Below are 21,725 nucleotides of genomic sequence, written 5' to 3'. Positions count from 1 at the left end.
CTGAACGGTGCTGGTCTAGTCCAGATAGGTAAAGTTGATGCGGGATGAGGCAATCAAGGCGGTAACCTCCATCGGTCTGGCACTGCAAGAGCAGATCGACCACGGCTTGTTGCCGCCAGCCAGCAAATTGCCCGCCGAGCGCAAGCTCAGCGAGTTGTTTGGTACCACCCGCATTACCGTGCGGGAAGCCTTGTTACAACTGGAGGCCCAAGGGCAGATTTATCGCGAAGAGCGCCGGGGCTGGTTCGTCTCGCCACCGCGGCTGGCCTATAACCTGATGCAGCGCAGCCACTTTCACGCGATGGTCAGCGACCAGGGGCGCGAGGCTTCCACGCAGGTCATTTCCGCACGCTTGCAACCGGCGTCGGCGGCGGTGTGCGCGTGGTTGCAGTTGCCGGCGTTGTCGAGCGTGATCCAGATTTGCCGGGGCCGCAGGATTGACGGACGCCTGGTGTTGTACGTGGAGCACTACCTGAACCCGCAGTATTTTCCGGGGATCCTGGCGTGTGATTTGAATCAGTCGATGACTGAGCTGTATGCCAGCAAATATGACTTGCACTACGGGCGGGTGCGTTTCGAGATTGTGCCGACCTCACTGCCGGTGGAAGCGGCCGCTGCGCTGCGCGTCTCGGTGGGCAGCCCGGGCTTGCGCATCGCCCGGGTCAACTATGACCAGCACCAGCGTTTGATCGACTGCGACCTGGAGTTCTGGCGCCATGATGCGATTCATGTGGGGGTAGACGTTATGGCGTCAGCGCCTTGATCACCTGATCCACATTGGTTTGCAACTCTGTCACCGGTTCGGCGCCGTCCACATTCAACACCAGCAGTGTGGAGCCACCTGCAGTGACAGCTGCTTTTACCACTTCACTCGGCTGACGATGGTGCAACACCACCGCCACTTCGTTGTCCTTGAGCTGCGCACTGAGTTTTTGCAGCGCTTCAGGCGTCCAGTCTGCGTCTGGGCGAGCATCGGTGCTGACCAGTTCCAGGTTCAAGCTGCTGATCAAATAGGCAAAGTGATCGCTCAAGCTGACCACACTCAGGTTATCGGCCTTGGCCAGGCGCGCCTCGCTGTCGGCGGTGAGCTTGAGCAGGCGTTGTTTGAGTGCCGCCAGGTTGGTATCGATCTTTGGTTTGGCGCCTGGGGCGAGACGGCTCAGGTCGGCGGCCAATACATCGGCCATACGGCCCAGATTGTTGCTCGATTGCCAGGGTTGGCTGTTGAGGCCATCGGTGACACCCGGTTGTACCGCAATGCCCGGCAAGCCACCGTCCACCGGGCGTGCAGCGTCCACTTCAACGATGCGGATATTGCTGCGCCGTGCCACGGGGTACAGCGGATCATCGGCCCACAGCGAGCGCAAGCCGATGGCGGCGTCGGCGTCCTGCGCCAAGGTGTTGAGTGCCGCCGCGCCGCGGCCGGTGAAGTAGGACACCTGCCGCGAGCCAGGTAGGTTGGCTGGCGCGGCGCGTTCAAGTTGCACGTCGGTATCCTTGAGCAGCACTTCGGCCAAACCGTAGGTAATGGGCAGCGAGGCCAGCACCTTGACCGGTTTGACCGACTTGGCCTTGGTCAGCGCGGCATGGCCGAGGCCGTGATTGGCCTTGAATTCCTTCGGGTCAAAACCATCAACGGCAGCCAGTGCCGATGTACTGATCAAGCAAGCGATGGCCAGGGCCATTGGGCGAAAGACAGTGCGCATTATCCAAGATTCCCTTTGAGGCTGGGCACGGTGCCGCGGGCGATGGCGGCGAAGGCGAAGGCGATACCGGCAACCAGAATGATTGCGGCGCCGGACGGGATCGGCAGGTCGAAGATGATCGGCAGCAGGATGCCGCACAGGGTACTCACAGTGGCGATCAGCACCGAGACCCAGAAGAAGCCCTTGAGCGATTGGCTCAACAGGCGCGCCGCGGCGGCAGGGATCACCAGCAGCGCACCGACCAGGATCGCGCCGATCACCTTGACCGCAGCCACGGTGATCAGCGTCACCAGGATCACGAACAGGTAGTCCAGCGTCTTCACCGCCACACCGCGCACCGCTGCCAGTTGCGGGTTGAAGCTGGCGAGCATGATGCGGTTGTACAGTGGCAATGCCAGGGCCATGACCAGCGAACCGACGATTGCCAGTACCAGCAAGTCATTGCCGTTGACCGTCAGTACCGAGCCAAACAAAACGTTTTCGAGGATATGCACGTTGATCTTGCCGGCCAGGATCAGCAGCAGGCTGGCGCCCAGCGCCAGCGACACCGACAGGAACACGCCGATCAAGGTATCCGGCGCCAGGCCGGTACGATTGCGCAGGTAGTTGAGCAGGATGCCGAACAGCAGGCAGTAGCCGAACAGGCTGCCATAGGGCCCGGTGTAGGGTTCGCCCAGCAGGATGCCTACGGCCACGCCGGTCAGCGCAGCATGGCCGACCGCTTCGGAGAAAAACGCAAAGCGCTTGACCACCACCAGGGTACCCAGGCCGCCCAGTACCGGGCCGATCAGCAAGCCGGCGAGCAGGGCGTTGACCACAAACCCGTAGGCCAGGGCTTCCGGCAGGTAACCGGAAGACGCCCAGCCCTGGACCATCAAGCGAAAGGCTTCATAACTCATTGCGCCGGGCTCCGCGGGTGAGTGGAGAACAGGGTCAGCAGGCGGTCTGGGGTCAGCGCCTCTTTTGGCGTGGCGTCGAACAGCACGCGGCGGTTCAGGCCGGTGACACGGTCAGCCAGGCGGCCGACGGCTTCCAGGTCGTGCTCGATCCACAGCACGGTGATCCCGGCCAGGCGCCAATCATTGAGCAGCCGTTCGAACACCTGGATGCCGGCTTCATCAAGGGCCGACATGGGTTCGTCCAGCACCAGCAGTTGCGGTGCAGGGATCAGGCCCTGGGCTAGCAGCACGCGCTGGCGTTCACCGCCGGACAACGCGCCCATGCGACGCTTGCGTTTGTCGTGCATGCCGACGCGCTCAAGTGCGTCACCGATCGCCGCTGCGTAATGCCGGGACAGGCCAAGGAACGCAGGCCGCCGTTGGCACATGGCAGCCATGAAATCGTCGACGGTCATCGGCAGGCCGCGGTCGAACTCCAGCGCCTGAGGCACGTAGCCAATGGTGCCGGGCGCGGCCGGCCACTCCAGGCTTAAACGGCCCTGGTGGGGCGTTTGGCCGAGCAGGGTCTTGATCAGCGAGCTTTTGCCGCCGCCATTCGGACCGACCAGCGCATGGATGCTGCCTGGCTGTACCTGGAAATTCACGTCATCGAGGATCACGGTGCGCCCCAGGGTCAGCGAGACCTGGTCGAAGTTCAGGGTCGGGCCGACGCTGACGGCGTTCAGTTGTTGCGCCGCGGTCATGCCCCTGACTCCTGGATTGCGCGGACCACGGTGTTGAGGTTGCCGGTCATTTCCACTTCGTATTTTTCAGCGCTGTAGTCGCCATAGGAAATATGCGACAGCGGGTACAGCTTGACCCCGGATTCACGCTGGATGGTCTCGACGTAGGTGGACGGGAAATCCATCTCCGAAAAGATCACCTTCACATCCAGGGCGCGCAGTTCATCGATGGTTTTCTTCAACTGGCTGGGGCTTGGCTCGATACCATGGGCCGGTTCTACCACTGCGGTGACTTCCAGGCCGAACTCGCGCAACAGATAGTCGTAGGCTGCGTGCACCGTGGCAACGCGCAGGTCCGGGTTGGGGGCGCTGGTCAGCTTGGCCAGGGCGTCGGCGCGCATCTGGCGCAGGCGCTTGCCATAGGCGCGGGCGTTCTGGGTGTAGGTTTTGGCGTTGTCCGGATCGAGCTTGCCCAACTCGCGGGCGATGTTGTTGACCTGGGCAATCGATGCACTGATCGACAGGAAGGTGTGCGGGTTGACCACCTTGCCCGCACCGCGCGCGGCATTGCCGGTGGCCGCCAGCAGCGGCACGTTGGCGTTGGCCTCGATCACCTTGATGTCCGGGCGCTCGCTGGTGGCGATCATGCGGTCGGCGAAGTCGTCATGGCCAACCCCGTTGAGCACGATCACGTCCAGGGTACCGATGCGCTTGATGTCGTCGGCGCGGGGCTCGTAGGCGTGTGGATTGAAGCCGGCCGGGATCAGCGGTACCACTTCGGCCTTGTCGCCGACGATATTGGCCACGTAGCTGTAGTAGGGGTGGAGGGTGATGCCGATACGCAGGCGTTTCGCTGCTTCGGCATTCACCAGGGGAGCGAGCAGCAGGCTGAGGAAGCTGACCACTAACAGGCGCAACAGGGGTGATGAAATAGACATGGGCAATCGGTCTTCTCGTTCAGTGACGATGCTGGCGGGTCACGCCGGCATCGAATTGCGCAACCACTTGCTGCCAGCCGGCTGCGATCAGTGCCTGGTCAGTGAGGTCGGCGGGGGCGGCAAGATTGACGCTGCGGTTGAGCCAGATATCCGGCTCGTCGCCCTGCACGCGCATCAGCAGCGAGCCGCTGGTGGCCGGTGCCTGGCTCAAGCCCAGGTAGGCTGCCGAGGGGAGTAACTGCCAGCGATGGCCACCACGGCTGACCGAGCTGGCATCCTGGGCAAAGGGGGCGAAGCCTTCGTCGGCCAGTTGCTCAGGTGTCGGCAGGGCGCTTTGCTCCTGCTGCAACAAGTGGATTTCATCCAGAGTCACCCGCAGGTCGGCGTAGATGCCTTGCTCGGCGGCGCTCAGGTCACGGCGGGCGTCCAACTGGTGGCTTGGCAGCGCCGCAATTTCCTGGGTTTCACCGTGCAGCGCCACGACCGTACTCGCCACCGCCAGGATGAGCAGACACAGCAGCAACACATAGAGCGTTTCATGGCCGGCACCGGCGGGGCGTACAACCTGTGTGGTACTCATTGCGCCTGGATATCCGCTTGGTCGATTTCCACCACGTGGCCGGGGCCTGCATCAAACAGCACATAGAACTCGGCTGCGGGCTTCTTGAAGGTCAGGGTCGAATCTTCACCGAGCTTGCCGGGCACCAGGATGGTTTCGTCGTAGCCGATCACATCCAGCGTCACGCCGGGTGCGCCACTGCCGTCGGAAAAGCCGCCCTTGCACTGGATCTGCTCGCCGGGGATTTCCTTGCATTCGCACATCGGGTTGTGGGCAAAGGCGGTGGTACTCAAGCCGGCGCACAGTAACAGTGCGGCGCGGGTCAGGCGCTTGAACGTCATGGTTTGACTCCTTGCTTGTTCAGCCAGGCAATGGTGGCAGGCGAAGCCTGGTTCAGCGGGATGGAACCCTGGTGCATGCTGCCGTCCCAGCCTTCCATGGTCACCCAGACTTCGGCGTCCACCGGTGTGCGTTCCGGCACTGGCAGGGCGGCGCCCATGCGGTATGGCGTACCGAAGAAGATCACCCCGGCGGCGCGCAGGCTGCGGGGTTTACCGATACGCAGGTAGGTGGCCTTGACTTCGTTGGCGCAGGTGTCACACAGGGCGGCGTTGAAGAATTTCATCGGCCCGGCCGGGTTTGGGCTCGGGCCTTCATTGCGGAACTCGGCCAGGGTCAGGCTCCAGGGGCCGACTTGCACTTGCCCGGCTACGCGCTCGCCGATGCCGGTATCCCCGCGAAACAGTGCGGCGTCGGCGAAGTACTTGGGCATGAACCCCAGCGGTATCAGCAACAGCAGAACATTGATGTGAAAACGCCATTTCAGCCAGAAGGCGCGCAGGGGGGATGGCGGTGCGGTCGCGACCTTGCTCATCGCTGTGCCTCCGAGGTTTTGGCCTGCATGGCCGGGATAGAAGCGGGCTGACGTTGCGTCTTGGCTTCGCGCTTGAGGGCATTGAGGGTGGCCAGGGCCGTGCGCTTGGTCCAGATCAGCAAGCCGCTCAATACCATCATGCTCAGCACCAGGCCGAAGAAGGCCCAGATCAACTTGATCCACAAGCCGCCGAAGTCACCGGTGTGCAACGGGCGCATCGACTCGGTGACGAACTCCAGGGGGGTGCGGTCGGACAACAGGTTCGAGACGGCAATTTCACCGTCATAGGGGTTCAGTTGCGCGGTCTGGAACATCAACGGGTACCAGCCGCGCCCGCCGATTTGCAGGTGGCTGTACGCGTTGCTTGGCATGAACACGAAGCTGGCGTCCAGCCCTGGGATTTTTTCGGCGGCGATGTCGATGGCCTTATCGATAGGGATCATCGGTGCCGGGACGCCCGACGCCGACAATGGCACCTTTTCACGGGCAATCACCGGCACGATGGGCTCACTGGAAATGGATATCTGGTTGTCGCTCAAGGCCGCCTCGATCAGGAACCAGGTGCCGGTGATTGAAATGACCGCGATAAACCAGATGGACCAGATGCCGCTCAGGCGGTGAAAGTCGCCCCAGAAGATCCGCGCACCGTGTCGGATACGCAGGGTAGGGCGCAGGAAACCTTTCCAGAAGCGTTTGTACACCACCAGCCCGGTGATCAGCGAGGCAAGCAGTGGCAAGCCCAGCGCGGATACCAGGTACCAGCCCCAGCTGTACCCATTGGTGAACGGCACCAGCCACCAGCCATGCAGCGCGCGGGTAAATTGCTGGAAGTTGAACGAGGGGCTGATGCCCTGGATCGCTCCGGTATAGGGGTTGGCGTAGACGTCCACCGAGCGCCCATCCGGGTAGCTGAGGCCGACGCTCAGGGCGAAGTGCGACTCATCCGGGCGAATGATGGACTGGACGATTGCCTTGGGCTCATCGCGCTTGATGGCCGCGATCACCTGGTCAAAGCTCAGTGGCTGGGCGTCATCCGACGGCTTGCTCGCACGGATATCCGGGTTGGCCAGCCACACGATTTCCTGGCTCACCACGGCCAGGGTGCCGGTGACACAGACGATCAGTACAAAGAACCAGATGGGCAACGCCAGCCAGCTATGTACGAGAAACCAGAGTTTGGAGCGTGACTTCTTCGACATATGAATGAGGGTCTTGAGCGAAGGGGGCAATGAAAGCCCGGAAAAGGCCAGTCGTAGCTTTTGCTGACGCGACGGGCTGTATCTAAATTAAGACGAATGAGAATGAGAAATCCCTAAGGCGCATATGAAAGAAAATGTTTCAGGTTCACATTCAGGCCGCATTTGAGAGCTGATCGAACACGCAATACACCAGCCCGCAGGCGTTCAGCGGCTTGCGTGAGGCCGGGCCTGACCTCCAGGGACGTGATCATGCCGCTGGGTGATTTCGTCATCAGCCATGCATTTGAGCGCCACTGCCTCGCGCCCAACCCCTGGCTCAGCGGAAGTGCGGCTACGTAGTTATATAAGTAGAAATAACGCTCTCTATAACAGCGGCGCGCGTTGCTTTCAGTATTATTTGTTTTTCAAATAGCTTGGCTTGAACGAAAGCCCCCCCTTGTCATTAAAGGGTGTTGGCGCGGGTGCAGGTTAATTCCAGACAAATTACAAGTTTATTGTATTGACACATTGGCGGGTATCGGCTTTAGTGGGTGCGGACTTGGAAGTCGAAATATTATAAAAAGGAAGTTGATTGCATGACCGTGCTAGTCGTTTATTCGCGCCCTCAAGTGGCGAACTGTTATATCTCTCTGGTGCCGGTGATCAAATTAGTTACTTGATCGTGGTCTGTCGTATCTCCGTCGATTGCCATTGCTGCGAATAATACTTTTCCTGCGCTGGAAAAGTACGCGTCCCTATGCCTTAACAGAGAGTTCAAACTCATGTCGATTTTTGATCAAGCCATGCATCGTTCAGTTCAGTGGCAAGACTGGCGTTGGCAGCAGAAGAATGCCATCCGCGATGAACCTGCACTGCGCAATGCCTGCGGTGGATGGGGCGAGGCCACAACGGCGCATATCGAGCACAACCTGCAAGATCGCAAGATGCAGATCACGCCTTACTATATTGATTTGATCAAGCGTTCACTCACCACCGGCGAAGTGATGGACCACCCACTGTGGCGCCAGGTAGTACCGTACTGGAGCGAACAGGTGCAGGGCGACTATGACGGCAGTTCCGAAAACTGGGAACTCAATCATGAGATGAAGACGCCCATCTGCCAGCACAAGTACGACAACCGCGTGATCCTGCGCACCACCAACACCTGCAATGCCTATTGCCAGTTCTGTTTCGAGGCGCTGCGCACGCTGCAGGTGGGCACCGACAAAGCTAACGCCAACACCGACTCGTTCAAGGATTCGGTGGAGTACATCCGCGCTAACCCGGCGATTGAAGAGGTGATTCTCAGTGGCGGTGACCCACTGATGCTGGCCGACCGCAAGCTTGAGGAGATGCTGGCCGCATTGCGCGGCATTCGTGATGACCTGCTGATACGCATTCATTCGCGGGCTTTGAGTTTCAACCCGTTTCGCGTGACCGATGAGTTGGTGGCGATGCTGCACAAGTACAAAGTCAATGCATTTGGTGTGCATGTCTGCCACCCGCTTGAACTCAGTGCTGATTTTGCCCTCGCGGTTAAACGGATTCAGGGCGTGGTGCCGATAGTATTCTCTAACATGCCGCTGTTGCGTGGCGTGAATGATGATGAAGCGACGTTGCATAAATTATTCATTGATCTTTATCGTCTGGGCGTAAAGCCCTATTACTTATATCACTTCATGCCGTTTTCACCCGGTGCTTCAGAGTATAAGGCCTCGATCAGCCAAGCCATCGTCATAATGGATCGGCTCAAACGCCGCGTATCCAATATTGCCCTGCCCGAATATGTACTTCCTCACGCACAAGGCAAGTTCACCGTGCCGTTGTTGGACTTTGAAAAACCTGAAGACTTACCGCATTTTGAAGTTCGCGATGGGCAGCGTACTTACCGTTTTCGCAACTGGGAGGGCCAATGGTGCAGTTGGCAGGATGCGGTATGAAACAGGGTGCGATTCTGTTTATTGATGTGGATGACAGCGCTTGCGCTCGCTACCGCTACCGGGAACCGCATTTCACGGTGGCCCGCGCCCACGGCTTGGCGTGTTTGACGGCCGCCGTGGCGGGGCGCAAGCACCTGCAACGACTCAGGGACGACAGTGACGAAGTGTTCCTGCTCGAAACGCTCAGTGAGCAGTCCATCCTGGAGTTGGTCGGACAGTTGGACGGGCGTTATCAGGTGCGGGGGATTTTCTGCCAGGCCGGGCACCCGTCCGCACAAGGGGAGGTGGGCTGTATCGTTGCGCAGGCGTGTCAGCGGTTGGGCTTGGTCTACAGCCACCCAGAGGCGATTGCGGCGTGCAATAACAAGTTCTTGATGCGCCGCGTGTTGAAACAGCATGAGTTGCGTTCGGTACCGTTCGTGCTGTGCAACAACGAACAGGAACTCCAGCAAGGCGCCGAGCGCGTGGGTTATCCACTGATCGCCAAACCGCCCTTTGGCGGGGCTTCGGCGTTTATCAAAAAATGCTCGAACTGGGAGGAGCTACGTAGCCACTATCGGCATTTCGTGAGTGATCATGGCGCCGCCGCTTATGCGGACTTCTACGGCTGTGCGCACGCCCTGCCGCCTGAGGGTGGGCTGCGGCGTGAATACCTGCCAGGGCGCAGCATTCTGTTGGAAGGTTATATTCCTGGCATCGAAGGCAGTGTGGAATGTGTGATTGCCGGCGAGCGTGTCCATCCGCTGCTGATCAATGAAAAACTGCTGCTGACCGAGCGCAGCGGCACAGTCCTTGAGAACCTGCTGATTTCCCCGCCGACGTCGTTCAGCCAGGCCCAGTGTGAGCAGATCCGCCAGTACGCGGTGGACTGCCTGCACGCGGTGGGCCTGACCAACGCTGTGGTGCATTTCGAGTTTCGCATGACGGACGCAGGGCCGGTGGTCATCGAGATCAACCCGCGCCTGGGCGGACTGTATGTGAACTCGGCGTTCCGCGACTTGGCCGGTGTCGATCCTTATCAGTTGTACATGGGATTGTTGTTGGGCGAGAAGGGCATCAATGCACAGTTGGAGGCCGGTGCACATAAGATCGCCGAGGCGCGGCAACACTACGCGATGCTGGCGATTTATCCGCAGCACAGTGGCCTTTTCAGGGGCATTGACGGCCTGCAGTTCCTGGACCAACACCGCTCGGTGCTGAAATACGCCCCGCAGGACCCCGGCCACTACATTGACGCGGATATCGAGGAGCATTATTTGCTCAAATGCTGGGCCCAGGTTGGCAATGCCGCCGACGCCCATGCCTTGCACGATGCGTTGCAGCAACACCTGCGCATCCTCATCGATCCACCGGTTGCAGGATAGCGATATGGACATCCCTCAGATTTCGGCGCTTTTGCGCGAACATCACTTCTGTCATCGCCCGGACTTTCGCGAACTGGTCAAAGTTGAACCGGGTGAGGAGCAAAGCTTTCGCGCGTATTGGGATAACCTGGTGCGCGACGAGGCGTTCAGGACTTACACCCACCGCGAACGGCGCATCTTGCGCTATCGTCTGTTACCGTCACGGCAATTGCAGATCGACAGGAATACGGCGTTCAAATCGCCGGTCACCTACGCGGTGAACTATCGCCAGGGCGTGAACCACCTGAGCTATAGCGAGGAGGGCTTTATCGAGCACCCAATCATGCAGAAGCTGCTGGCGACGGACCTTGCAGTGATTGCCCCGCACCTGGGCGAACAGACTTATACGATCGATATCCATCAGTTCCGGGTGCGGGCGGATGGGCCATCAAGCAGCCCGACCACTTCGGGGATTCACCAGGACGGCCTGGATTGGGTGTTCATGCACTTTATTGGCGAATGCAACACGGTGCCGGTGGTGTCGGAGGTGTTTGCCGACGAAACGGAGCACAGCCGGCTGCTGCAACTGCCGATGGAGAAATTTCTGGAGACTATCGTGATCAACGACCGTGGGTTCTACCATCGGGCCGGGGAGGTGCGACCGCGGGTGGAGACGGCACCGGCCTGGCGCGATGTGCTCTTGGTAAGCCTGCGCAGTGTCGAGGAGGCACAGCCTGCATGAGCCACGATCAACAACTGAATCTGTCGACCCGCAACGCTCGCCTGATCATCTTTGCTCGCGGTGTGTCGGATTTTGGCGCGTTCCTCAACATGGTGGCGTTGTCCACTTATGTGTACTGGCTCAGCCAGAGCGTAGTGTTTGTCAGCATTTTCCTGGCGTGCCGGGTCACCGGCGGGATTGTCGCCAGCCTGTTTGGCATCCCGTTTTTTCGGCGGTTTGCCGGGCGTGGGACGTTGGCGGGGTTGGACCTGGCCCGGGCGCTGTTGCTGACGCCGCTGCTGGTGTTGTTACCGGCCCATCAACTCACCCTTCTTCCCTTTATCGCCTTCGGTATCGGCCTGTGCAATTCGCTGTTTGCCATTGGCCTCAACAGTCAGTTGCCCACCTGGGTCGCGCTGGAGCAGCGGGTGAATACCAATGCATGGATCACCTCGGCGGCCGCCACCGGCGCGGTCTTCGGCAGTTTGCTCTCCGGCTTGCTGATCGCCACGGGCGGATTTGAAGCGGTGTTTGCCGTCAACATCGGCACCTATGTGATTGCCGCTTGCCTGGTCTTGCCCTTGCGCGCGTTGTTTAGCGTTGCTGTTGCCGCGCATCGCGGGCTGGCCGCCGAATGGCACGAGCTGACCAAGGGGTTGCGCGGTGCGCCGGTGCTGGCCGCGATGTTGCTGATCAGCATGCTCGACACCCTTGGCAGCGCGGCCCATAACGTCGGCTGGCCAGTGCTGTCGCAGTACATTTCACCGGACACGGCCAAGACGGTCATGGGCTATCTGCTGGCCGTGTGGGCCTGTGGCAAGTTTGTTGGCGCGCGCATCGCCAGTGCAGTGTTGAAAGGTCGTGGCACCCAAGGCATGGAGCGCTTGTTCATGCTCGGTGTGGCGTTGATGTCCAGCGGCTTTATCCTGACATTCCAGCAGACCGAACTGTGGCTGGCGCTGTTGCTGGTGGTGTGGGCAGGGCTGGGCGATGGATTGTCCGAGGTGGCGTTGATCTCCCGTGCGCAAAGCGAGCCCGATAGCTTGCGCTTGCCGCTGTTCAGCCTCTTGACCCTGATCCAGATGGCCGGTTTTGGCGTGGGCATGCTGGTGGTCGGGCCGTTCTATGTGACGTGGACGCCGGCCCAGGTGATCGTGTTGTTCCATGGGCTGCCATTGACCGCCTTGTTGGTCATGACGATATGGCTGGGGCGCAATGCGTACCGGGGTGTCAGATCGACAAACCCTTGAAGTGTTCCAGACTCCACACAGGCCTTTAGCTTGCCGGAGCAGGCCACGCGTGTTGGCCGGCTGGAACCTGGGGCAAGGCGTGGCGTGTTGCAGGCGCGAGCAAGCTCACGCCCACAGGGTTAATTTTGCTTGAACATCTGCATGGCACGCTGGCGGATTTGCTCCTCGGTCAGGTCCTCCTTATGGGTGGCCAGGAACCAGAGGTGACCGAACGGATCCTTCACACTCGCCGAGCGATCCCCATAGAACTGATCCTGCGGCTCGGACACTACGCTGGCGCCGGCATCAACCGCCTGTTTGAATTGTGCGTCCACGTCATTCACATACAGGTGCAAACCGACACTGGGATGTGAGTCGGGATTGCGCAGGGCCGTTTCGTCACAGGGCGTGCCTAGCATGATCACCGCTTCGTCAATACGCAGCTCCGCATGGCCGACCCTGCCGTCGGGCATGTCCAGGCGCATGAACACCGAGGCGCCAAAGGCCTTTTTGTAGAAATCTATCGCCTTTGCGGCCTCGTTGATGCCCAGGTAGGGAGTAATGCCGTGGTAACCCTCGGGAATAGGTTTAACGCTCATAACGTTCTCCTTTGATTGTGGTTATGGAGTTACAGCCTTTTCACTATAGGTCACGTTGCATTGCGCAACCGGCTTTACCGATCGGAATCAAGCGTGGGCTCCAGCAGTTGCGCACCAGGGCCACGCTCACCCAACTGGTCATCGTGATTGCGCAACGGGCACGCCTCCATCGACAGGCACCCGCACCCGATACAACCATTGAGCTTGTCGCGCAGCAGCGTCAGCTTGTTGATGCGCTCATCCAGATCTTGACGCCACAAGGCCGACAGCCGTTCCCAGTCGTGAGCGTTCGGTGTGCGCCCATCGGGCAGGGCCCGCAATGCCTCGCCAATGGTCGCCAGCGGAATGCCCAGGCGTTGGGCAATTTTGATCAGCACCACCCGGCGCAGTACGTCCCGTGGATATCGCCGTTGATTGCCGGCATTGCGATTGCTCTTGATCAGCCCTTTGGATTCGTAGAAGTGCAGGGCGGTGACCGCTACGCCGCTGCGGGCGGCCAACTGACCGACGCTGAGTTCGTTGCTGAGCATGTAAGACTCCCAAACAGTGCTTGACCTCGACTTAACTAGAGGTTTTACCCTGCGTGACATCGAATCGCAAGATTCTGCCTACAGAGAAAGGGGAGTGCTCATGCAGGTATCAGAGAAAAATCGCAGCTTCACTCAATTGATCGAATTTCAGATCGAGCCCCGCCAGCAATCAGCCCTGGTGGCGGCCTTGACCACCCAGAGCGAGCGCCTCGCGGCAAGCCATGGTGGCTTTCTGAGTGCCAGTGTGCAGGTCAGCGATGATGGGCGGCGGGTGCTCAATTACCTGCAATGGCAATCCCGCGAGGACGGAGAAGCAGCCTTCAAGCGTTTCGAGCACGGCGACGAAGATTTCTGGACACTGATCCGCGCGCATCAAGCGACGGCTGTGACCTTCGGATCATTCCAGGTGTTGCGCAGTTTTGAGCGCAGTCAGGACGATGCTTTGCACTGCCGCTTAAATGGATAAATGCAGCATCCGTTCGCCCTGCAGCGTTTGCCCGGGCCGGCGTTTGTTTACCGCCAGCTCGCCGATCTTGATCAGGCGCGTGCGCGTAACGTTGCGGCTCAGGCCCAGCAGGTTGGCGGTGTGCACCTGGTTGTAATGGCTGAAGCGGTAAGCGGCGCGTAATAAAGCGTCCTCGACTTTTTCATGCAGGGCGCCGGCCTGTTCCTCGAAGAGCTTTTGAAACGCCCGCGCAAGCAAGGCTTCGGCGCTGTTGTCGGTGGCGTGCTGGCTGTCGTCCTGGCGCTCGATGCGCATATTCGACAGGCGCAGATCGTCGCGCTCGATCACGCCGTTGCGGCAGATCAGCAAGGTGTGGTGAATCACGTTTTCCAGCTCGCGAATATTGCCCGGCCAACTGTAGCGCTTGAGTTTGTGCTCGGCCTCGCTGCTGATGGTGATCGGGCCGTAGCCCAGGCGCTGGCTGTAGGCTTGGATAAAGTGGCGGGTCAGCGGCAGGATATCGCCGGGGCGCTCGCGCAGCGGGCTCAGCTCCAGGCTGACCACATCGAGGCGGTAGTACAGATCTTCGCGAAAATGCCCGGCGTTGATGGCCTTTTCCAGTTGTACGTTGGTGGCGGCCAGGACTCTTACATCAATAGGTATGCTTTTGCGTGAGCCCAGGCGCACCACTTCGCGCTCCTGCAACACCCGCAGCAGTTTGACCTGGATGGCCATCGGCAGGTCGCCGATCTCATCGAGAAATAAGGTGCCGCCGTCTGCCTCTTCGAACCAGCCGGCCTTGGCGCTGAGGGCGCCGGTAAACGCGCCTTTCTCGTGGCCGAACAACTCGGCTTCCACCAGGGATTCAGAGAACGCCCCGCAGTTCACCGCTACGAACGGCCGGTTGCGCCGAGCGCTGAGGTTGTGGATATGCCGCGCCACCAGCTCTTTGCCGGTGCCGGTCTCGCCGATGATCAGCACGCTGGCTTCGCTGGGCGCCACTTGTTGGATATGGTCGAGCAGTGCCTGGGATTTGGGGTCTTCGAAGACCTGGGCCGTGGCGCGGATCGAGGTCGCAAGGGCGGGCGAGGGCGGTAGGGTCAAAAGCTGCATGGGCACCTCTCTCAGGAGTAGAACGTCGGGATCGGCAGGGACTGGCTCAATTTTAACGGCGGGGTACTGAGCAACAGAGGTGAAGTAGGTTGAACAAGGGCTGTACCAACGGGTTCAGGCTTTGATCTGTATGGGTATGGCGCTCGCTGCCGAGAAAGGGAGTTGTTGTCTGACCCCAGTTTTGGGGTTGGCTGTTGCCACTGCACAGTTGCTGACGTGTGAAGCTATTTATAGAGAAAATGATTTATTCCGTAAATGGATGTGTTTGCATATTTATAGATCTTTAAGGAATATTAGCAGCCGATTGTTGAAGGTGGCGTGCCGGTTGATAGCGACTATCACGGGCGATGATTTTTCACCGAGAAGGACCGGGAGTAGCCTGTGTTCATTGACTTGAACCCCCTCTCGCAGAGCCGCCGCCATGAACCGTTTCCTCGCTGTTTCGCTGCTACTTGTTACCTCTGTCCTTGCCGGATGTGCGTCCCATCCAGCCCCGGAATTGCGTCCATACACCGCCGAGGAGACCCGGCAATTGGCCCTGGAGGCGCTGAGCCGTCGCGGCTTGTCGTTTGACGAATATCAGCAGCAGCGCGCTGCGTTGCTTGGCCAGCCACAGAAGCCTTTCTCTTTTGATCGCCAGGGTGAAATGAACGCCGAGCGCAGCGTAGTCCTGCATGGTCGCCCCAGTTGAGCCGGCCTCTTGCGATAAAAAGCCCGAGGATTCCCTTAAGGAACCTCGGGCTTTTTGTTTGCCATGGAGCTACTTCAGCCTGTTAAGCTCAATTCCAGGAGCGTTCCTACGCACATTTAAATAAAGTTACCTTCTTTAATGGCATTCGATCGGTTAAACCTGACGACCTCTGTTCCGGTCGATGCCCCCCCGAGACGCTGCTTTCGGGAGCACGCTCTGCGAGTTCTAACGTCATGAATAAACGTCCGTTGTATTTTGACTACGCCGCTACCACGCCGGTGGATGAACGGGTTATCCAGGTGATGGTCGAGTGCCTGGGCTTCAATGCCAATTTTGGTAACCCGGCGTCCAGTTCCCATGCATTCGGCCAGGCGGCCCGGCACACGGTTGAACAGGCGCGTCGCCAGGTCGCTGAACTGGTCGGCGCCCAGCCGGAGCAGATCGTCTGGACCTCCGGCGCCACGGAGTCCAACAACCTGGCGCTCAAGGGGGTGACCCAGGCCCGTGGCGTGGCGGGTGGGCATATCATCACCAGCCAGATCGAGCACAAGGCCACACTGGATACTGCGCGGCAACTGCAGGAAGCCGGCGTGGCGGTGACCTACCTGGTGCCGGATGCGGACGGCTTGATCAGCGTCGAAGCGGTCAGCGAAGCCCTGCGCGAGGACACCTTCCTGGTCTCGCTGATGCTGGTCAATAACGAGCTGGGCACCCTGAATGACATCCCGGCCATCGGTGCGCGGGTACGTGAGCATGGCGCGTTGTTTCATGTGGACGCGGCGCAAGGGGCTGGCAAGGTAGCCATCGACTTGGGCCTGTGGCCGGTGGATTTGATGTCATTCTCCGCGCACAAGCTGTACGGCCCCAAAGGTATCGGCGCGTTGTATGTCGGGCCTTTGGCGCAGCAGAAAGTGCTGGCGCAGATTCATGGCGGTGGACACGAAGGGGGCTTGCGTTCTGGCACCCTGGCGACCCATCAGATTGCCGGCATGGGGACGGCGTTTGCCTTGGCGGCAGCGTCCTTTGCTGATGAGAAGGCTCGGATTGCAGCGTTGCGCCAGCGCCTGCTGGATCACCTGACGTCAGTTACCGGCTTGCGCCTCAATGGCAGCCCAACTCAGCGTATTCCACATACCCTGAGCCTTACGTTCAGCGAGGGTGAGTTCAACTCTGCCACACTGAGCGCGGGCATTGCCTTTTCCGCGACTTCGGCGTGCAATTCGGCAAGCAACGCACCGTCCCATGTGCTTCTGGCCCTGGGGCATGATGCTCGCACCGCCGGTCGTACCATTCGCTTGAGCCTTGGCCGGTTTACCACCGAACAGGACATCGACGAAGCCGCACAGTTGATCAAGGCAGCATTGGCCAGCGCCCCGGCGTTTTGGGCGGTCTGATTTATCATTGGCAACATATAACAATTATTCGTGGTTAGCAGGAGACACAATGAGTACGCAGCCTTTGACCCATGGAACGGTTCCCCAGCGCCTGGCGCATACCCGTGAACTGATGCGCCGCGAGGGCATTCACGCCCTGCTGGTGCCATCGGCTGACCCGCACTTGTCCGAATACTTGCCGGGCTACTGGCAGGGGCGCCAATGGTTGTCGGGGTTCCATGGTTCGGTGGGGACACTGATCGTCACGGCGGATTTTGCCGGGGTCTGGGCCGATAGCCGTTACTGGGAGCAGGCGACCAAGGAACTCAAGGGCAGTGGCATTGAGTTGGTAAAGCTGCAACCGGGCCAGCCTGGGCCGTTGGAATGGCTGGCCGAGCAAACCCCTGAAGGTGGCGTAGTGGCTGTGGACGGTGCGGTCATGGCCGTGGCTTCGGCACGTACTCTGGGGGGCAAGCTGGCCGAGCGCGGCGCCCGCTTGCGCACTGATATCGACCTGCTCGACGAAGTCTGGCAAGACCGCCCGACGCTACCAAACCAGCCGATCTACCAGCATCTGCCGCCTCAAGCCACCGTCAGCCGTGGCGAGAAACTCGCCGCACTGCGCGCCAGCTTGAAAGACAAGGGCGCCGATTGGCATTTCATCGCGACGCTGGACGACATCGCCTGGTTGTTCAACCTGCGTGGCGGTGATGTGTCCTTCAACCCGGTATTTGTATCTTTTGCGTTGATCAACCAACAGCAGGCTACGTTGTTTGTCGCGCTGGGCAAGGTCGATGCCGAGTTGCGGGTGATGCTCGAGCAGGATGGCGTGACGTTGCGCGACTACAGCGAAGTGGCCGATGCACTGCGTGCCGTACCGTCGGGGGCCAGTTTGCAAGTGGACCCCGCACGCGTGACGGCCGGCTTGCTGGAAAATCTCGATGCCGGCGTCAAGCTGGTTGAAGGACTCAACCCGACTACGCTCGCAAAATCCCGCAAGAGCCTGGCGGACGCGGAACATATTCGTCAGGCCATGGAGCAGGATGGCGCTGCGTTGTGCGAATTTTTTGCCTGGCTCGACAGCGCCCTGGGCCGCGAGCGCATTACCGAACTGACGATCGACGAACACTTGACTGCGGCGCGTACCCGCCGCCCTGGCTATGTGTCGCTGAGCTTCAACACCATTGCTGCGTTCAACGCCAACGGCGCCATGCCGCATTACCACGCGACTGAACAAGAGCATGCCCTGATCGAAGGCGATGGCTTGCTATTGATCGATTCCGGTGGCCAGTACCTGGGCGGCACCACGGACATCACGCGGATGGTGCCCATCGGTACCCCGAGTGATGAGCAGAAGCGCGATTGCACGCGGGTACTCAAGGGGGTGATTGCCCTGTCCCGTGCACACTTCCCCAAAGGTATTCTCTCACCGTTGCTGGATGCGATTGCCCGTGCGCCGATCTGGGCCGAAGGGGTGGACTACGGTCACGGTACAGGTCATGGCGTAGGTTATTTCCTCAATGTGCATGAGGGGCCGCAGGTTATTGCCTACCAGGCCGCTGCCGCGCCACAAACAGCGATGCAACCTGGGATGATTACTTCCATCGAGCCGGGGACTTATCGCCCTGGTCGTTGGGGTGTACGCATCGAAAACCTGGTGTTGAACCGTGAAGCGGGCAAGACCGAGTTTGGGGAGTTCCTCAAGTTCGAAACCCTGACCTTGTGCCCGATTGACACCCGTTGCCTGGAACCGTCGTTGCTGACGGCGGATGAGCGCGAATGGTTCAACGCCTATCACGCCGAGGTGCGTGAGCGCTTGAGCCCGCTGCTCAGTGGTGCGGCGCTTGAGTGGTTGCAGGTGCGTACCACAGCTATTTGATTGGCTGCAGCCGGCCTGCGCCGGCTGCAAGCGATATTTAGCTGAGGGCTTCGCGCACGAAGTCCAGTCGGTCCTGACCAAAGAACAGCTGATTGCCTACAAAAAAGCTGGGGGCACCGAACACGCCGCGTTTAACGGCTTGTTCGGTTTTGTCCTTGAGCGCGTTTTTGACGGCTTCATCATTGGACAGGGCCAATACCTGCTCTGGGTCGAACCCATGCTCGGTCAGCACGTGGGCCACGACCTCGGGATCGCCCAGGTGTCGGCCTTCCACCCAGAGGGCGCGGAACAGGCAGTCGATAAAGTCGGAGAAGCGCTCAGGCTCATGGATTTGTATGCCGGTGATTGCGCGCATCAGTACCAGTGTATTGATGGGAAAGTGCGGGTTGAACCTGAGCGGTACATTGTAGCGTTTGGCGTAGCGCGCCAAGTCATCCAGCATGTAGCGACCCTTGGCCGGCACAGTGATCGGTGAGGCGTTGCCAGTAGCCTTGAATACGCCGCCCAACAGCATCGGTTGATAGACCAGATGCGCGCCGGTCTCGGTGCAGAGTGCCGGTAGTTGGGTATAGGCCAGGTAAGTCGCGGGGCTACCGAGATCAAAGAAAAATTCCAGGGTTTTACTCATGGTCGATACTCGCTGCTTATTGTTATAGGGGCGTGTTACCAGGGTTCGTTCCAGGGGCGCAGGTCCAGCTCGAACGTCCAGGCGTCCCGGGGCTGGCTGTGCAGGTACCAGTAGTTTTCGGCGATGTGGTCAGGGTTGAGGAGGCCGTCCTGATCCTTGAGGGCATATTTTTGCGGGAAATTTTCGCGAATGAACTCGGTATCAATGGCGCCATCGACTACTACATGGGCGACGTGGATGTTCATCGGGCCTAATTCCCGCGCCATGCTTTGGGCCAGGGCGCGGATACCATGTTTGGCCCCGGCGAATGCGGCAAATCCCGCGGCCCCACGCAAGCCGGCAGTGGCGCCGGTGAACAGGATGGTGCCGCGTTTACGGGTGGCCATACGCTTGGCGACTTCGCGCGCGTTCAAGAAGCCGGAGAAACACGCCATCTCCCAAATCTTGAAGTACTTGCGTGCGGTTTCTTCCAGAATGCTGCAAGGCACGTTCGCACCGATGTTGAAGACGAACGCTTCAATGGGCCCCAGCTCCGTTTCGATTTGCTCTACCAGTGCGATCACGTCTTCTTCTTTACGTGCATCACAGGCAAAGCCATGGGCTTGCCCGCCCGCCAATTGAATGCTGTCTACCAGTGGTTGCAGTTTGTCGGCACTACGACGGGTAACGCAGGCGATGTAACCTTCGCGGGCAAAGCGCTTGGCTATGGCGCCGCCGGTTGCGTCACCGGCGCCTACCACCAATACGATTTTGTTGTTGTGCGTCATGGGAACTCCATTGGCTCGATGATCGAGCAGGAGTTTAGTCGCCATGTCGTAAATGGCCTGGCCTGTGTGGAAATTTAAGATGAGCAGTCAGGGAGACTGCTCGGGCAGCTATTTGCAGATGACGATCATGCTGCGGCTGGTATAGCCGGCAGGGTTGAGACCGAAGGGATAGTCCCCTGGCTCTTCGGAGTTGTCGCCGGACTTGGCAATCACTCGATAACCCTTGGCGCCGCATGAATTGGCGGCACTGGTGTAGCACTGGTCCCAGGAGGAGGACAGGCCCGAACAGTTGATATGCAGTCCTTTTTTACCGCGTTTCACTTCTGTTTTAGTGGTGGCGGCACACCCCGCGATGCCCACAACCAGCAACAGTATCAAAATTCGTTTCATTCCCATCCTTAATAGCCGCCCTGCAAAGAACAGGGCTGCTTTACTCGCTCTCGAGCGAAGCGTTCATGCAGTCCGTGTCGAAATTCTCCATGAATGACATTCGGTTACGGCCTAAACATGGCCTAAATGAGCGGCAAATACCAGAGCTGGGGTTAAAGATGATCAGTCGGCGGGTACCAGTGGTTTGGATTTGTGGCTCATCGTCAAAGTGGCACCGACCGAGGCCAGGATAATGCAGGTGATGGCCAGCCACTGGGCGAGCGATAGATGCTCGTGCAGGAAAAACAGGCCGGAGAGGGCGCCGAACGCCGGCTCGATACTCATCAGTGTGCCGAAAGTACGGGCGGGAAGGCGTGTTAGTGCGACCATCTCAAGGGTGTAGGGCAGGGCAGTGGACAGAATCGCCACGCCGATGGCGACAGGGATCAGTGCCGGCGTCAGCAGCGCGGCGCCGGCATGCACGATGCCGATCGGTGCAACGAAGAGGGCGGCAATCATTACCCCGAGCGCGGCGGTTTGGACGCCATTGTCATTTCCCGCCTTTTGGCCGAACAAAATGTAGAGCGCCCAGCATACGCCGGCGCCCAGCGCGTAAGCGGCCCCTATCAGATCAATGCCGCTACTGGCCTTGTCCGTCGGAATCAACAGAAGCAGGCCAATGATCGCCAGAGCAATCCACACGAAGTCGACAGCTCGGCGTGAGGCATAGATAGCTACAGCAAGCGGGCCTGTGAATTCGAGCGCTACGGCAATTCCCAGGGGGACAGTGCGCAGTGACATATAGAAGAGGAAGTTCATGCCACCTAGCGCCATCCCGTAGATGATCACTGTGCGCAGTGACTTGGCCGTCAGCTTGGCGCGCCATGGTCGCAATATGAGCAGCATGATCACACTGGCAAAAATCAAACGCAGGGCGGTGGTGCCTTGTGCGCCGACAACGGGAAACATGCTCTTGGCCAATGATGCCCCGGATTGAATGGAGGCCATGGCGATCAACAGCAGGCCGACGGGAAACAGTGCCGAGGCCAGGCTGCGGGGTGAAGTGGTCATTGAGAGGGCTCTTCTGAGGTCGTAGTCAATAAGCAGAAGACGCTATGATGCTTAACTGTCAAGCGATGAGCAATATATTGCTCAAATCGCACGCAGTGGTTGTCTATATAGTGTAATTCTTGAGTTTGCCGCGGATTTAATAGAAAACCCA

The 21,725-nt window shown here is 59.5% G+C and carries 24 protein-coding genes; 9 read left to right on the top strand and 15 right to left on the bottom strand.

Features of this window, described 5'->3' with window-relative positions:
- Positions 1 to 37 precede the first annotated feature (37 nt).
- The gene (locus tag E4P00_RS26930; RefSeq protein WP_032876981.1) at positions 38 to 763 is read left to right on the top strand and encodes a UTRA domain-containing protein; all 726 of its coding nucleotides are present in this window, start codon (positions 38 to 40) and stop codon (positions 761 to 763) included.
- Here the strand turns inward: E4P00_RS26930 and E4P00_RS26925 are convergent.
- Genes E4P00_RS26925 through E4P00_RS26890 form a run of 8 tightly spaced genes read right to left on the bottom strand, consistent with a single transcriptional unit; the run spans position 744 to position 6,897 of the window.
- Positions 744 to 1,706: a zinc ABC transporter substrate-binding protein gene (locus E4P00_RS26925; RefSeq protein ID WP_216090997.1), complete on the bottom strand. Its 963-nt coding sequence runs from the start codon at positions 1,704 to 1,706 to the stop codon at positions 744 to 746. The two genes, E4P00_RS26930 and E4P00_RS26925, sit on opposite strands and share 20 nt — an antisense overlap.
- Positions 1,706 to 2,605: a metal ABC transporter permease gene (locus tag E4P00_RS26920; RefSeq protein ID WP_005786732.1), complete on the bottom strand. Its 900-nt coding sequence runs from the start codon at positions 2,603 to 2,605 to the stop codon at positions 1,706 to 1,708. Before E4P00_RS26920 ends, E4P00_RS26925 begins: the two co-directional genes overlap by 1 nt.
- Complete coding sequence (locus tag E4P00_RS26915; RefSeq protein ID WP_078820796.1) at positions 2,602 to 3,348, bottom strand: metal ABC transporter ATP-binding protein; 747 nt, start codon at positions 3,346 to 3,348, stop codon at positions 2,602 to 2,604. The genes E4P00_RS26920 and E4P00_RS26915 overlap by 4 nt, the downstream gene beginning before the upstream one ends.
- Positions 3,345 to 4,265: a metal ABC transporter substrate-binding protein gene (locus E4P00_RS26910; protein WP_078820797.1), complete on the bottom strand. Its 921-nt coding sequence runs from the start codon at positions 4,263 to 4,265 to the stop codon at positions 3,345 to 3,347. The genes E4P00_RS26915 and E4P00_RS26910 overlap by 4 nt, the downstream gene beginning before the upstream one ends.
- Before the next feature lie 19 nt (positions 4,266 to 4,284).
- Positions 4,285 to 4,845, bottom strand: a complete 561-nt coding sequence (locus E4P00_RS26905) for a DUF6162 family protein (protein ID WP_248133360.1) — start codon at positions 4,843 to 4,845, stop codon at positions 4,285 to 4,287.
- Complete coding sequence (locus tag E4P00_RS26900) at positions 4,842 to 5,165, bottom strand: hypothetical protein (RefSeq protein WP_005786738.1); 324 nt, start codon at positions 5,163 to 5,165, stop codon at positions 4,842 to 4,844. The genes E4P00_RS26905 and E4P00_RS26900 overlap by 4 nt, the downstream gene beginning before the upstream one ends.
- Entirely contained in the window at positions 5,162 to 5,698 is a 537-nt protein-coding gene (locus tag E4P00_RS26895) for a thiamine pyrophosphate-binding protein (RefSeq protein ID WP_248133359.1), read from the bottom strand. The genes E4P00_RS26900 and E4P00_RS26895 overlap by 4 nt, the downstream gene beginning before the upstream one ends.
- Positions 5,695 to 6,897: a PepSY domain-containing protein gene (locus E4P00_RS26890; RefSeq protein ID WP_228309650.1), complete on the bottom strand. Its 1,203-nt coding sequence runs from the start codon at positions 6,895 to 6,897 to the stop codon at positions 5,695 to 5,697. The genes E4P00_RS26895 and E4P00_RS26890 overlap by 4 nt, the downstream gene beginning before the upstream one ends.
- Before the next feature lie 782 nt (positions 6,898 to 7,679).
- On the opposite strand from E4P00_RS26890, the gene E4P00_RS26885 reads away from it, so the two are divergent.
- Genes E4P00_RS26885 through E4P00_RS26870 form a run of 4 tightly spaced genes read left to right on the top strand, consistent with a single transcriptional unit; the run spans position 7,680 to position 12,130 of the window.
- Positions 7,680 to 8,816 (top strand): radical SAM protein, encoded by a 1,137-nt coding sequence (locus tag E4P00_RS26885; protein ID WP_236648024.1) that lies wholly within the window; start codon positions 7,680 to 7,682, stop codon positions 8,814 to 8,816.
- The gene (locus E4P00_RS26880; protein WP_248133358.1) at positions 8,813 to 10,180 is read left to right on the top strand and encodes an ATP-grasp domain-containing protein; all 1,368 of its coding nucleotides are present in this window, start codon (positions 8,813 to 8,815) and stop codon (positions 10,178 to 10,180) included. Before E4P00_RS26885 ends, E4P00_RS26880 begins: the two co-directional genes overlap by 4 nt.
- 4 nt (positions 10,181 to 10,184) lie before the next feature.
- Positions 10,185 to 10,901, top strand: coding sequence for a 2OG-Fe dioxygenase family protein (locus tag E4P00_RS26875; protein WP_248133357.1), 717 nt, complete (start codon positions 10,185 to 10,187; stop codon positions 10,899 to 10,901).
- Positions 10,898 to 12,130, top strand: a complete 1,233-nt coding sequence (locus tag E4P00_RS26870) for an MFS transporter (protein ID WP_005786751.1) — start codon at positions 10,898 to 10,900, stop codon at positions 12,128 to 12,130. The genes E4P00_RS26875 and E4P00_RS26870 overlap by 4 nt, the downstream gene beginning before the upstream one ends.
- Before the next feature lie 119 nt (positions 12,131 to 12,249).
- Here the strand turns inward: E4P00_RS26870 and E4P00_RS26865 are convergent, their stop codons facing one another.
- The gene (locus E4P00_RS26865) at positions 12,250 to 12,708 is read right to left on the bottom strand and encodes a VOC family protein (protein WP_248133356.1); all 459 of its coding nucleotides are present in this window, start codon (positions 12,706 to 12,708) and stop codon (positions 12,250 to 12,252) included.
- Positions 12,709 to 12,782: 74 nt separating this feature from the next.
- On the bottom strand, positions 12,783 to 13,238 hold the full coding sequence (gene soxR, locus E4P00_RS26860; protein ID WP_078820804.1) for a redox-sensitive transcriptional activator SoxR: 456 nt from the start codon (positions 13,236 to 13,238) through the stop codon (positions 12,783 to 12,785).
- A gap of 100 nt (positions 13,239 to 13,338) precedes the next feature.
- On the opposite strand from soxR, the gene E4P00_RS26855 reads away from it, so the two are divergent.
- Positions 13,339 to 13,704, top strand: a complete 366-nt coding sequence (locus E4P00_RS26855) for an antibiotic biosynthesis monooxygenase (protein WP_005786757.1) — start codon at positions 13,339 to 13,341, stop codon at positions 13,702 to 13,704.
- On the opposite strand, the gene E4P00_RS26850 is transcribed toward E4P00_RS26855, so the two are convergent.
- On the bottom strand, positions 13,693 to 14,796 hold the full coding sequence (locus E4P00_RS26850) for a sigma-54 dependent transcriptional regulator (protein WP_078820805.1): 1,104 nt from the start codon (positions 14,794 to 14,796) through the stop codon (positions 13,693 to 13,695). The genes E4P00_RS26855 and E4P00_RS26850 overlap by 12 nt on opposite strands.
- A gap of 421 nt (positions 14,797 to 15,217) precedes the next feature.
- On the opposite strand from E4P00_RS26850, the gene E4P00_RS26845 reads away from it, so the two are divergent.
- From E4P00_RS26845 to E4P00_RS26835, 3 genes are all read left to right on the top strand, one after another.
- Positions 15,218 to 15,487, top strand: coding sequence for a hypothetical protein (locus E4P00_RS26845; protein ID WP_032876941.1), 270 nt, complete (start codon positions 15,218 to 15,220; stop codon positions 15,485 to 15,487).
- 233 nt (positions 15,488 to 15,720) lie between these two features.
- A complete protein-coding gene (locus tag E4P00_RS26840; protein ID WP_078820806.1) occupies positions 15,721 to 16,881 on the top strand; it encodes an aminotransferase class V-fold PLP-dependent enzyme in 1,161 nt (386 codons plus the stop codon).
- A 49-nt stretch (positions 16,882 to 16,930) separates the two neighbouring features.
- The gene (locus tag E4P00_RS26835; protein ID WP_078820807.1) at positions 16,931 to 18,739 is read left to right on the top strand and encodes an aminopeptidase P family protein; all 1,809 of its coding nucleotides are present in this window, start codon (positions 16,931 to 16,933) and stop codon (positions 18,737 to 18,739) included.
- Between the two features lie 37 nt (positions 18,740 to 18,776).
- Here E4P00_RS26835 and E4P00_RS26830 read toward each other — a convergent pair whose 3' ends face one another.
- From E4P00_RS26830 to rhtA, 4 genes are all read right to left on the bottom strand, one after another.
- Entirely contained in the window at positions 18,777 to 19,367 is a 591-nt protein-coding gene (locus E4P00_RS26830) for a 2-hydroxychromene-2-carboxylate isomerase (RefSeq protein ID WP_078820808.1), read from the bottom strand.
- Between the two features lie 35 nt (positions 19,368 to 19,402).
- Positions 19,403 to 20,134, bottom strand: a complete 732-nt coding sequence (locus E4P00_RS26825) for an SDR family oxidoreductase (RefSeq protein ID WP_032876930.1) — start codon at positions 20,132 to 20,134, stop codon at positions 19,403 to 19,405.
- 108 nt (positions 20,135 to 20,242) lie between these two features.
- The gene (locus E4P00_RS26820) at positions 20,243 to 20,524 is read right to left on the bottom strand and encodes a hypothetical protein (RefSeq protein ID WP_003190182.1); all 282 of its coding nucleotides are present in this window, start codon (positions 20,522 to 20,524) and stop codon (positions 20,243 to 20,245) included.
- Positions 20,525 to 20,686: 162 nt separating this feature from the next.
- Positions 20,687 to 21,574 carry a threonine/homoserine exporter RhtA gene (rhtA, locus tag E4P00_RS26815; RefSeq protein WP_078820810.1) on the bottom strand — a complete coding sequence of 296 codons (888 nt, stop codon included), beginning with the start codon at positions 21,572 to 21,574 and terminating at the stop codon, positions 20,687 to 20,689.
- Positions 21,575 to 21,725 lie beyond the last annotated feature (151 nt).

This window comes from Pseudomonas sp. B329, assembly GCF_023127835.1.
Lineage (GTDB): Bacteria > Pseudomonadota > Gammaproteobacteria > Pseudomonadales > Pseudomonadaceae > Aquipseudomonas > Aquipseudomonas synxantha_A.
Note: the sequence above shows the minus strand (reverse complement) of the source record. Positions and strands in the feature narration are given on the sequence as shown.

Bases quoted from the DNA above. Each gene is read 5' to 3' on its own strand.
- E4P00_RS26895 (WP_248133359.1), bottom strand. From the start codon at position 5,698: ATGAGCAAGGTCGCGACCGCACCGCCATCCCCCCTGCGCGCCTTCTGG.
- E4P00_RS26870 (WP_005786751.1), top strand. From the start codon at position 10,898: ATGAGCCACGATCAACAACTGAATCTGTCGACCCGCAACGCTCGCCTG.
- E4P00_RS26915 (WP_078820796.1), bottom strand. From the start codon at position 3,348: ATGACCGCGGCGCAACAACTGAACGCCGTCAGCGTCGGCCCGACCCTG.
- E4P00_RS26840 (WP_078820806.1), top strand. From the start codon at position 15,721: ATGAATAAACGTCCGTTGTATTTTGACTACGCCGCTACCACGCCGGTG.
- rhtA (WP_078820810.1), bottom strand. From the start codon at position 21,574: ATGACCACTTCACCCCGCAGCCTGGCCTCGGCACTGTTTCCCGTCGGC.
- E4P00_RS26930 (WP_032876981.1), top strand. From the start codon at position 38: ATGCGGGATGAGGCAATCAAGGCGGTAACCTCCATCGGTCTGGCACTG.
- E4P00_RS26910 (WP_078820797.1), bottom strand. From the start codon at position 4,265: ATGTCTATTTCATCACCCCTGTTGCGCCTGTTAGTGGTCAGCTTCCTC.
- E4P00_RS26850 (WP_078820805.1), bottom strand. From the start codon at position 14,796: ATGCAGCTTTTGACCCTACCGCCCTCGCCCGCCCTTGCGACCTCGATC.
- E4P00_RS26820 (WP_003190182.1), bottom strand. From the start codon at position 20,524: ATGAAACGAATTTTGATACTGTTGCTGGTTGTGGGCATCGCGGGGTGT.
- E4P00_RS26865 (WP_248133356.1), bottom strand. From the start codon at position 12,708: ATGAGCGTTAAACCTATTCCCGAGGGTTACCACGGCATTACTCCCTAC.
- E4P00_RS26835 (WP_078820807.1), top strand. From the start codon at position 16,931: ATGAGTACGCAGCCTTTGACCCATGGAACGGTTCCCCAGCGCCTGGCG.
- E4P00_RS26830 (WP_078820808.1), bottom strand. From the start codon at position 19,367: ATGAGTAAAACCCTGGAATTTTTCTTTGATCTCGGTAGCCCCGCGACT.
- soxR (WP_078820804.1), bottom strand. From the start codon at position 13,238: ATGCTCAGCAACGAACTCAGCGTCGGTCAGTTGGCCGCCCGCAGCGGC.
- E4P00_RS26905 (WP_248133360.1), bottom strand. From the start codon at position 4,845: ATGAGTACCACACAGGTTGTACGCCCCGCCGGTGCCGGCCATGAAACG.
- E4P00_RS26855 (WP_005786757.1), top strand. From the start codon at position 13,339: ATGCAGGTATCAGAGAAAAATCGCAGCTTCACTCAATTGATCGAATTT.
- E4P00_RS26890 (WP_228309650.1), bottom strand. From the start codon at position 6,897: ATGTCGAAGAAGTCACGCTCCAAACTCTGGTTTCTCGTACATAGCTGG.
- E4P00_RS26925 (WP_216090997.1), bottom strand. From the start codon at position 1,706: ATGCGCACTGTCTTTCGCCCAATGGCCCTGGCCATCGCTTGCTTGATC.
- E4P00_RS26880 (WP_248133358.1), top strand. From the start codon at position 8,813: ATGAAACAGGGTGCGATTCTGTTTATTGATGTGGATGACAGCGCTTGC.
- E4P00_RS26875 (WP_248133357.1), top strand. From the start codon at position 10,185: ATGGACATCCCTCAGATTTCGGCGCTTTTGCGCGAACATCACTTCTGT.
- E4P00_RS26900 (WP_005786738.1), bottom strand. From the start codon at position 5,165: ATGACGTTCAAGCGCCTGACCCGCGCCGCACTGTTACTGTGCGCCGGC.
- E4P00_RS26845 (WP_032876941.1), top strand. From the start codon at position 15,218: ATGAACCGTTTCCTCGCTGTTTCGCTGCTACTTGTTACCTCTGTCCTT.
- E4P00_RS26920 (WP_005786732.1), bottom strand. From the start codon at position 2,605: ATGAGTTATGAAGCCTTTCGCTTGATGGTCCAGGGCTGGGCGTCTTCC.
- E4P00_RS26825 (WP_032876930.1), bottom strand. From the start codon at position 20,134: ATGACGCACAACAACAAAATCGTATTGGTGGTAGGCGCCGGTGACGCA.
- E4P00_RS26885 (WP_236648024.1), top strand. From the start codon at position 7,680: ATGCATCGTTCAGTTCAGTGGCAAGACTGGCGTTGGCAGCAGAAGAAT.